At 69.5% G+C, this 10,511-nt stretch carries 8 protein-coding genes; 7 read left to right on the top strand and 1 reads right to left on the bottom strand.

The window, feature by feature from the left end; all coding sequences use genetic code 11:
• Window positions 1-17 precede the first annotated feature (17 nt).
• The 6 genes from ftsY (at window position 18) to ACKOB8_RS02025 (ending at window position 8,172) form a co-directional block, all read left to right on the top strand.
• Window positions 18-1,259, top strand: a complete 1,242-nt coding sequence (gene ftsY / locus ACKOB8_RS02050; RefSeq protein WP_526375138.1) for a signal recognition particle-docking protein FtsY — start codon at window positions 18-20, stop codon at window positions 1,257-1,259.
• A gap of 160 nt (window positions 1,260-1,419) precedes the next feature.
• Complete coding sequence (locus ACKOB8_RS02045; RefSeq protein WP_526375136.1) at window positions 1,420-2,775, top strand: ammonium transporter; 1,356 nt, start codon at window positions 1,420-1,422, stop codon at window positions 2,773-2,775.
• A gap of 5 nt (window positions 2,776-2,780) precedes the next feature.
• A complete protein-coding gene (locus tag ACKOB8_RS02040; protein ID WP_526375134.1) occupies window positions 2,781-3,119 on the top strand; it encodes a P-II family nitrogen regulator in 339 nt (112 codons plus the stop codon).
• A gap of 11 nt (window positions 3,120-3,130) precedes the next feature.
• Window positions 3,131-5,542, top strand: coding sequence for a [protein-PII] uridylyltransferase (locus tag ACKOB8_RS02035; RefSeq protein ID WP_526375132.1), 2,412 nt, complete (start codon window positions 3,131-3,133; stop codon window positions 5,540-5,542).
• A gap of 13 nt (window positions 5,543-5,555) precedes the next feature.
• Window positions 5,556-7,097, top strand: coding sequence for a signal recognition particle protein (ffh, locus tag ACKOB8_RS02030; protein WP_526375130.1), 1,542 nt, complete (start codon window positions 5,556-5,558; stop codon window positions 7,095-7,097).
• A 4-nt stretch (window positions 7,098-7,101) separates the two neighbouring features.
• A complete protein-coding gene (locus ACKOB8_RS02025; RefSeq protein WP_526375128.1) occupies window positions 7,102-8,172 on the top strand; it encodes an amidohydrolase family protein in 1,071 nt (356 codons plus the stop codon).
• Here the strand turns inward: ACKOB8_RS02025 and ACKOB8_RS02020 are convergent, their stop codons facing one another.
• Window positions 8,173-9,009 (bottom strand): D-alanyl-D-alanine carboxypeptidase family protein, encoded by an 837-nt coding sequence (locus tag ACKOB8_RS02020; RefSeq protein WP_526375140.1) that lies wholly within the window; start codon window positions 9,007-9,009, stop codon window positions 8,173-8,175. It lies immediately after the preceding gene.
• 140 nt (window positions 9,010-9,149) lie between these two features.
• Between ACKOB8_RS02020 and ACKOB8_RS02015 the strand changes: the two genes are divergently transcribed.
• Complete coding sequence (locus ACKOB8_RS02015) at window positions 9,150-10,310, top strand: DUF222 domain-containing protein (RefSeq protein WP_526375126.1); 1,161 nt, start codon at window positions 9,150-9,152, stop codon at window positions 10,308-10,310.
• Window positions 10,311-10,511: the final 201 nt, after the last annotated feature.

Raw genomic sequence — 10,511 nt, 5'->3', positions numbered from 1 at the left:
CCTGAAACAATGACGCTGTGACACCCGAACTCTGGATCGCCGTCGCGGTCATCGCCGTCCTCGTCGTCGCCGCGCTCGTGGTCGGTCTGGTGCGCTACCGCCGTCGTCGGGTCAGCCTGCTGCCCGCTCCCCGCACCGGTGCCCCCACCGACCGCTCCGGGGGTTACACGGCCTCGTCGTCCATCACGTTCACCCAGTCGGGAACCGGCCTGCCCGGAGTCGGTGACGACGCGGCCGTCCCGCGCGATTCGCCGAAGCGACCGATCGCCCAGGTGCACCTGCCCGAGCCGCCGGCGCCGAGCCCGCCCGAGGCGTCACCGGACCGGGTGGAGGAGATCGCGCCCGCGCAGGGCCGGCTGGAGCGGTTGCGCGGCCGGCTGGCCAAGTCGCAGAACGCTTTCGGCCGCAGTCTGCTCGGGTTGCTCGGCGGCGGCGACCTCGACGACGCGTCCTGGGAGGAAGTCGAGGACACTCTGCTGATCGCCGATCTCGGCCCGGTCGCCACCGCCTCGGTGGCCGAACAGTTGCGGTCCCGACTCGCCAGCGGCGCAGTGCACGGCGAGTCCGAGGCGCGCGAGGTGCTGCGCGAGGTCCTGGTGGGGGAGCTCGATCCCGGGCTGGATCGGTCCGTGAAGGCCCTGCCGCACGCGGATACGCCGTCGGTACTGCTCGTCGTCGGGGTCAATGGAACCGGCAAGACCACCACCGTGGGCAAGCTGGCCCGGGTCCTGGTCGCCGACGGTCGCCGGGTGGTGCTGGGCGCCGCCGACACCTTCCGGGCGGCCGCCGCCGACCAGCTGCAAACCTGGGCGGCGCGAGTCGGTGCCGAGGTGGTGCGCGGCGCCGAGGGGGCCGACCCGGCCTCGGTGGCCTTCGACGCCGTCGACAGGGGTATCGCGACCGGTGCCGACGTCGTCGTCATCGACACCGCCGGACGGCTGCACACCAAGACCGGACTGATGGACGAACTCGGCAAGGTCAAGCGGGTCGTGGAGAAGCGCGCCGCCGTCGACGAGGTGCTGCTGGTCCTCGACGCCACCATCGGACAGAACGGTCTGGCCCAGGCCCGGGTGTTCGCCGATGTCGTCAACATCACCGGCGTGGTTCTGACCAAGCTGGACGGGACCGCCAAGGGCGGCATCGTGTTCCGGGTCCAGCAGGAGCTGGGCGTACCGGTCAAACTGGTCGGCCTCGGCGAGGGCCCCGACGACCTGGCGCCATTCGAGCCGGCCGCATTCGTCGACGCGCTGCTGGGCTGACCTGCCCGCCTGGCGTGTAACAACAGCGAAACCTGAGTCCGCCAACCGTTCACATCGATGAAACGCGCAGGGTTCGGCCCGGAAACAACGACTGCGCAAGGTTCTGTCTGTCGCGGCGCCTCGCCGTGGCGTGACGGCGGGATGAAGGAGGGAACCGCGAGTGGACCAATTCCCGGTACTGGGCGCGCCGGACAGTGGCGACACCGCGTGGATGCTGGCAAGCGCCGCGCTGGTGCTGCTGATGACACCCGGACTGGCGTTCTTCTATGGCGGCATGGTGCGCGCCCGTGGGGTGCTCAACATGATCATGATGAGCGTCAGCGCGATGGGTGTCGTGACCGTGCTCTGGGTGCTCTACGGCTACTCGCTGGCGTTCGGCGAGGACAAATTCGGCCTCTTCGGTGACCCGAGTCAGTACTTCGGCCTCAAGGGACTCATCGGGGGGACCTATCTCCAGCTGACGCCGGACGCACCCGAGGTCGCGGTGCCGCTGGCCGGGACGATCCCGCAGACGGTGTTCGTGGCCTTCCAACTGATGTTCGCCATCCTCACCGTCGCCCTGATCTCCGGGGCGGTCGCCGACCGCATGAAGTTCGGCGGCTGGCTGCTGTTCGCCGGGTTGTGGGCCACCTTCGTCTATTTCCCGGTAGCGCACTGGGTGTTCGCCTTCAACGGCGTCACCGCCGAGACCGGCGGCTGGATCGCCAACAAGCTCAAGGCGATCGACTTCGCCGGCGGTACCGCCGTGCACATCAATGCGGGCGTGGCCGGCCTGGTGCTCGCCCTCATCCTCGGTAAGCGCATGGGCTGGCCGGCAACGCCCATGCGCCCGCACAACCTGCCGTTCGTGATGCTCGGAGCGGGCCTGCTGTGGTTCGGGTGGTACGGCTTCAATGCCGGCTCGGCGGTCGGGTCCAACGGCATCGCCGGGGCCACCTTCGTCACCACCACGGTCGGCACCGCCGCGGCCATGCTCGGCTGGTTGCTCACCGAGCGGATCCGCGACGGGCACGCCACCACGCTGGGCGCGGCCTCCGGAGTGGTCGCCGGCCTGGTGGCGATCACCCCGTCGTGCTCGTCGGTGAACGTCGTCGGTGCGCTGGCGATCGGAGCGGCAGCCGGGGTGATCTGCGCACTGGCGGTCGGATTGAAATTCAGATTCGGCTTCGACGACTCGCTCGACGTGGTCGGCGTGCACCTGTTCGGCGGCCTGGTGGGCACCCTGATGGTCGGACTGGTGGCCACCGCGGAGGCACCGGCCGCGGTGGACGGCCTGTTCTACGGCGGCGGTGCCGAACAGTTGTGGCGCCAGGCGGTCGGGGCCTTCGCCGTTCTGGGATACACCGCGGTCATCACGGCTATCTTGGCCTTGCTCATCAAGTACACCATCGGACTGCGGCTCGACCGGGAGTACGAGGCAACCGGTATCGACGAAGCCGAACACGCGGAGACCGCGTACGACCTCGCGATAGCCGGCAGCAGTCCGGTCCTGAGTCGGCACGGCGCGGAGGTATAGCGAACATGAAGTTGATTACCGCGATCATCAAGCCCTTCACGCTCGAAGACGTCAAGACCGGCCTGGAGGAGATGGGTGTGCTGGGCATGACGGTCAGCGAGGTCCAGGGATACGGTCGGCAGAAGGGTCACACCGAGGTCTATCGGGGTGCCGAGTACTCGGTCGATTTCGTACCCAAGGTCAGGGTGGAGGTCGTCGTCGACGATTCGGCTGCCGACAAGGTCGTCGACGTCATCGTCGCCGCCGCCCGCACCGGCAAGATCGGCGACGGGAAGGTCTGGGTGAGTCCGGTCGACACCGTCATCCGTGTCCGCACCGGCGAACGCGGACCCGACGCGCTCTGACGCCGGGCCGCATGTCATCCCAGGCCGCCACCGATCTGGCGACCGCTGTCCGCCGTCTGCTGGACAGTGGCCAGCGCAAGCTCGACAGCGCCGGTCTGCGTGAGGCGCTGCTGGATCTGCACGATCTGTGGCTCACCGTGAAGGCCGCTGAGCTGGGAATCACGCCGTCCAGCCGGCTCGCCCTGGTCGCCACCGGCGGCCTGGGCCGTCGCGAGCTTGTCCCGTTCTCCGACCTCGATCTGATGCTGCTGCACGATGGTTTGCCCGAGGAGACGGTGACCGGGGTGGCCGAGCAGCTGTGGTATCCGCTGTGGGACGCCAACATTCGGCTCGACCACAGTGTCCGGACAGTCCCGGAGGCGCTCGAGGTCGCCGGTGCGGACATCGCGGCGGGTGTGGCGATGCTGGAGGTCCGCCACATCGCCGGAGACCCGGAGTTGTCCTCGAAGCTGATCGCGGACGCGCGCCGGCAGTGGCGCACCGGCATCACGTCCCGCTTCGAGGAGCTCGTCGAACACACTCGGGCGCGTTGGCAGCGCAGCGGCCAGATCGCGCACCGCGCTGAACCCGACCTGAAGTCCGGCAAGGGCGGCCTGCGCGACGTCGGGGTACTCAAGGCACTCGCGGCCGCGCAACTTGCCGACGTCTATCCCAGTCACGCGCCGGATTCTCCGGCGCATTCGCTGGGAACCGCGCAGCGGGCGTTGCTCGACGTCCGCACCGAGCTGCACCGGGTGTCCGGACGGGGCCGAGACCAGCTGCAGGCGCAGTACGCCGATGAGGTCGGTGCCGCGTTGCGCATCGGCGACCGGTTCGACCTGGCCCGGCTGCTCTCCGACGCCGCCCGCACCGTCAGCTTCTACGTCGACTCCGGGATTCGGACCGCCGCCAACGCCCTGCCGCGGCGGGGCTTGTCGGTGCTGCGCCGTCCGCTGCGCAGGCCGCTGGACGAGGGAGTAGTGGAGTACGCCGGCGAGGTGATCCTGGCCCGCGACGCCCGGCCGCAGCGCGACCCCGGTCTGGTTCTCCGGGTGGCGGCCGCTTCGGCCACGACCGGCATCCCGATCGCCGCGTCGACCCTGAGCCGGCTGGCCGATACCGCGCCGGAGCTTCGCGAACCCTGGCCGCGGGATGCCCTCGATGACCTGCTGGTGCTGCTGACCGCGGGTCCGACGACGGTCGCCACCGTCGAGTCCCTGGACCGATCGGGTCTGTGGGGTCGGCTGTTCCCCGAGTGGGGTCCGGTGCGCGACCTGCCGCCCCGAGATCCGATCCATACCTGGACGGTGGACCGCCACCTCGTTGAAACCGTTTTCCGGGCAAGCGCTTTCACGACCAGGGTGTCGCGGCCGGATCTGCTCGTCCTCGGGGCGCTGCTGCACGACATCGGCAAGGGGCGCGGTGGCGATCACAGCGTCGTCGGGGCCGAGCTGGCCGTTCAGGTGGGCAACCGATTGGGGCTGTGGCCCTCCGATGTTCGGCTGCTGTCGGCGATGGTGCGCCATCACCTGCTGCTGCCGGCGGCGGCGACACGTCGCGATCTCCAGGATCCGGCCACCGTCGATGCCGTTGTCGAGGCACTGGACGGCGAGTACGTCCTGCTGGAGTTGCTCCAGGCCCTCGCCGAGGCCGACTCTCTGGCAACGGGGCCGGGCGTGTGGGGCGACTGGAAAGCCGCACTGATCGGGGATCTGGTCAATCGTTGCCGATCGAGGGTGGCCGGTCATGGACCGCCGGAGCCGGAACCCGTTGCGGCCGAGCACCTTGCGATGGCCCACGACGGTCAGATACACCTCGACATGATCCCAGGGTCCTGCACGCACACCTATGAGGTCACCATGATCGCGCCGGACCGCCGCGGCCTGCTGTCCAAGGCGGCGGGGGTCTTGGCGCTGAATTCGCTGCGCGTGCACTCTGCTTCGGTGAACAGCGCCGGCGGTTCGGCCATCAACACCTTCGTCGTCTCGCCCCATTTCGGCGACCCGCCGCCGGCTGAACTGCTGCGCCAGCAGTTCATCCTGGCGCTGGCCGGCGATCTCGACGTGATCGGAACCCTGGACAAGCGCGACCACGAGACGGCCCGGTACGGCAGTGGCACCCGAGCCGGTGAGTCCCCGCCCTCGGTTCCCGCGGCAGCGGCCGCCCCGCCGCGCATCCTCTGGCACGACGGTCCGTCCGGTCGTGCGCTGGTGGAGGTCCGCGCCGCCGACCGGACCGGCCTGCTCGCCGCGTTGACCTCGGTGCTGGAGCGCGCCGGGACCGATATCGGGTGGGCCAAGATCACCACCCTGGGGACGTCGGTCATCGACGTCTTCGCGATCTCGGCGCCGGGCTCTGGGTCCGACCGGGAGGCCCTGGAGCGCGACCTCTACGCGGTGCTCCCGGCGCCGTCGGCTGCGGAACCGGCCGAGGAGGCGAGCTAGGTAGGCTGAGCCGGTGTTCGAATCCCTCTCCGACCGGCTCACCGGCGCACTGGCCGGCCTGCGCGGCAAAGGCCGGCTGACCGACGCCGATATCGACGCCACCACCCGGGAGATCCGGCTGGCGCTGCTGGAGGCCGACGTCTCGCTTCCGGTGGTGCGCACCTTCATCGACCGCATCAAGGTGCGGGCCAAGGGTGCCGAGGTTTCCGGTGCCCTCAACCCGGCCCAGCAGGTCGTCAAGATCGTCAACGAGGAACTGGTCGGCATCCTCGGCGGCCAGACCCGCCAGCTGTACTTCGCCAAGACGCCGCCGACGGTGATCATGCTGGCCGGCCTGCAGGGTGCGGGCAAGACGACGCTGGCCGGCAAGCTGGCGGCATGGCTCAAGGGCCAGGGGCACACCCCGCTGTTGGTTGCGTGCGACCTGCAGCGGCCCGGTGCGGTCAATCAGCTCAGGATCGTCGGCGAGCGTGCCGGCGTGAGCGTGTTCGCCCCGCATCCGGGCACCGCCGCCGACGCTCCCGAAGTCGAGGACGGCGGCCCCGGTGACCCGGTCGCCGTCGCCGCGGCGGGACTGACCGAGGCGCGGGCCAAGCATTTCGACGTGGTCGTCGTGGACACCGCCGGCCGGTTGGGCATCGACGAGGTGCTCATGGAGCAGGCCGCTGCGATCCGTGACGCGGTCTCGCCGGACGAGACGCTGTTCGTGCTCGATGCCATGATCGGCCAGGACGCGGTGGCCACCGCCGAGGCGTTCGGTGCGGGAGTCGGCTTCACCGGGGTGGTGCTGACCAAACTCGACGGCGACGCCCGCGGTGGCGCGGCGCTGTCAGTGCGCGAGATCACCGGCGTGCCGATCCTGTTCGCCTCGACGGGGGAGAAGCTCGAGGACTTCGACGTCTTCCACCCCGACCGGATGGCCAGCCGGATTCTGGGAATGGGTGATGTGCTCTCGCTCATCGAGCAGGCCGAGCAGGTGTTCGACGCCAAGAAGGCAGAGGAGGCCGCGGCCAAGATCGGCTCCGGCGAACTGACCCTGGAGGACTTCCTCGAGCAGATGCTGGCGATCCGCAAGATGGGGCCGATCGGCAACCTGCTGGGCATGCTGCCCGGCGCCGGACAGATGAAGGATGCACTGGCCGCCGTCGACGACAAACATCTCGACCGCGTGCAGGCCATCATCCGCGGGATGACACCCGAGGAGCGGGCCGATCCCAAGATCATCAACGCGTCGCGGCGACTGCGCATCGCCAACGGCTCGGGAGTTGCGGTCTCGGAGGTCAACCAGCTCGTCGACCGATTCTTCGAGGCGCGCAAGATGATGTCGCAGATGGCCGGGGCGATGGGAATGCCCTTCGCCAAGCGGTCGTCCAAGCGCAGCGCCAAGGGCAAGGGGAAGAAGGGCAAGAAAGGCGCCAGGCCACGGAACCCGATGCTGGGCGCGGGATTACCGGGAATGCCCGACCTTTCGCAACTGCCGCCGGGTCTCAACGAACTTCCCCCCGGGCTGGCTGACTTCGATCTGTCCAAGCTGAAGTTCCCCGGCAAGAAGTAGCGCAGTGGTCGCCTACCACGTGCGCGGCCGCAGCCTGCCCGCCGGCGAGGCGGCCGAGTGGTGGATCGCCGACGGTCTTCTTCGCGCTGAGTCGGTGGCCGGGGCGCAGACCATCTTCGACGGCGGCTGGATCATCCCCGGCCTGGTCGACGCGCACTGCCATGTCGGATTGGGACCGCAGGGTGCGGTTGGTCTCGACGAGGCGATCACCCAGGCTGAGACTGAGCGCGCAGCCGGAGCGCTGCTGTTGCGTGACTGCGGATCTCCGACCGACACCCGCAGCCTCGACTCCCATCACGATCTGCCCCGGATCATCAGGGCGGGAAGGCATCTCGCGCGACCCAAGCGGTACTCGCAGGGCTATGCCCTCGAACTCGACGACGAGTGGCAGCTTCCCGACGCGGTGGTCGAGCAGGCCCGTCGCGGGGACGGATGGGTCAAGCTCGTCGGTGACTGGATCGACCGAGCGGTGGGCGATCTCGCGCCGCTGTGGTCCGACGAGGTGCTCGTGGCCGCTGTCGGCGCCGCGCACGCAGCGGGCGCTCGGGTGACGGCGCACGTTTTCGGTGAGGACGCCCTGCCGGGACTGATCGCGGCGGGCATCGACTGCATCGAACACGGCACCGGGCTGACGGAGGACACCGTGGCGATGATGGCGGAGCGGGGAACCGCGTTGGTGCCGACTCTGATCAACATCGACAACTTTCCCGACTTCGCCGCTGCGGCAACAAGATATCCGTCCTATGCGGCTCATATGCGCGAGCTGTACGCACGCTCTCGTCAGCGCATCGCCGCGGCACACGATGCCGGTGTACCCATCTACGCCGGTACCGATGCGGGCGGCAATCTGCCACACGGCTTGATCGCCGACGAGGTGCAGGCGCTGACGGGAATAGGCATGACGCCGACGCAGGCCCTGGCAGCGGCATCGTGGGACGCCCGAGGCTGGCTGGGCAGACCTGCGCTGGCGGACGGTGCGCCGGCGGATCTGTTGTGCTATACCGACGACCCACGCTCCGGCTCCGCCGTACTGTCCCGCCCGGATAGGGTCATCCTGGCCGGAGCGGTCTTCTAGCTACTGCGCGAAGCCCCAGTCCAGCAGGGCCCGTGCCTGATCCCACAGCGCGTCGCTGCCGTACATCTGCACGACGACCAGACGTCTGCCGTCCCGTTGGGCCATGGCGACGTAGGTGTCCTGGGCGAGGTTGGTGTATCCGGTCTTGCCGCCGATGAAGCCGGGGTAGTCGGGCAGCAGCCGGTCCTGGCTGCGGAGCTGTTTGATCCCGCCCGATCCGTCCGGGAACGGGGCGGAGGTTTGGTGGATGATTTGGACGAACAGCGGGTAGCTCAACGCCGCCCGGTAAATGACCGCCAGATCGTGTGGTGTGGTCGCCGATTCCCAGCCCGGGCCGTCGAGTCCGGACGGGGAGCCGGCCCGGGTGCTGCGGGCACCGACCTGGTAGGCCTTGGTGTTCATCTTGGCCAAGGCGACCTGCGTGCCCCCGAGCATCTCGGCGAGCAGGTTGGCGGCGTCGTTGCCGGACACCATCAGCAGCGCGTCGAGCAGTTGGCGGGTGGTGTAGACCGCGCCGGGCACCAGGCCTACGCAGGAGCACTCCACGTCGGTGCTCGACGGCGTCGCGCGGACCGCGACGGCCGGGTTGAGCTGATCGAGGACGACCATCGCCAGCAGGGCCTTGATGGTGCTGGCCGGAGCGTAACTTCCGTAGGGGTCCTTGCCGCCGAGGATGCGCCCGCTGATCATGTCCGCGACCAACCAGGCCCGCGCGGGACCGTCGGGCGGGGTCAGAGCCGCCGGCTGAGGATCGGGCTCGGCCGCTGCCGGGACGGGTGAGGCCAGCCCACCCAGCCCGACCAGGATCGACGCCAGCAGCGGGGTGGCACGACGCAGCCAGCCGGACAGGACACCCACGCCGGTCGAGGCTAGTGAGACAAGACGGCGATGCGGGTTCGGTGCGGTCTCGTCTTTGTCGCGGGCCGACGGCAGGCGCCACCCCGGACTTGTCGGACCCCGGGGGCAGAATAGAACACATGTTCGATCCTGGTTTGAGATCCGCCGACGACGCGGCCGTCGTCGCCGCGATCGAGCAGTGGGCCGGCGCCGAGGCCGCGGCTTCCGCGCGTCGACTGGCGGCGATCGCCGAATTGGCCCGCCGCCGCTGCGGGGATGACGACCGGGCGCTGTGGGCCTGCGACTCGTGGGATGCCGCGGCCGCCGAAGTGGCAGCGGCGCTGGGACTCAGCCAGGGACGGGCCTCCGGCCAGATGCATCTCGGCGTGTCGCTGTACCGCAGGCTGCCGCAGGTCGCCGCGCTGTTCGCCGACGGCGTGCTCAGCTATCGCATCGTGTCCGCCATCATCTGGCGCACCGAACTCGTGCAGGACGAGCAGGCCCTTGCCGCTATCGACACTGCTGTCGCCGATCACGCGCGCGCCTGGGGACCACTGTCCGACCGCAAACTGGAGCAGGCGGTCGATATGTGGGTGGACCGTTTCGATCCGGGGGCTTTGCGGCGCATCCGGTCCCTCGCGCGCGACCGCAACGTCGAGATCGGCAGCCGCGACGACACCTCCGGCACCACGGCGATGTGGGGAAGGCTCTACTCGACCGACGCAGCGATCCTGGAACGGCGGCTGATGCAGATGGCGCGCGGTGTCTGCGAGGACGATCCGCGTACCTTGTCCCAGCGCCGCGCCGATGCGCTGGGCGCGCTCGCGGCGGGCAGCGAGCAGTTGTCGTGCCTCTGCGGTTCGCCGGCCTGCGAGGCTGCGGCGGCCGGTGGGTCCGCGAGTGCGGTGGTGATTCACGTTCTGGCGGAAAGCACCGCGCTGCAGGGAGAGCCGGATCCGCACCTGTCCGGAGAGCCCCAGTGTCGACCGATCACCCGCGACATGAACCTTCTCGATCTTCCGGCGCCGGAGCCTGAGCCCGAACCCACGGGACCGCCGTCGAGTTCGGTCATTCTCGGTGGCGGCATGGTTCCCGGGCCACTGCTGGCTGAGCTGATCCGCTCGGGCGCGACGGTGCGGCATCTTCGGGGTCCGCTGCACGAGCCGGAGCCGCGGTACCGACCGTCGGAGGCTCTCGCCGAGTTCGTCAGGGCCCGCGATCTGACATGCCGGTTTCCACACTGCGACGTCCCCGCCGAACTCTGCGACCTCGACCACACCACCGCCGCCGTCCGCACGTAGAAGTTCGTCCGCTGCGCCCCCGCCGGCGACGCGTTCCCGTACACGATCGTGTTGAGCACCGAGCCGTTGTACAGGTCCACCGCCGCCCCACAGTCGTTGCGCCCCGCCACGTTGCTCACGATCGTGCAGCTGCGCAGATCCGCGTTCGTCCCCCAGAACACCCCCGAGCCGTTCGACGCCACGTTCTGCGCCACCACGCAG

The organism is Mycobacterium sp., from assembly GCF_046091765.1.
GTDB lineage: Bacteria > Actinomycetota > Actinomycetes > Mycobacteriales > Mycobacteriaceae > Mycobacterium.
Note: the sequence above shows the minus strand (reverse complement) of the source record. Positions and strands in the feature narration are given on the sequence as shown.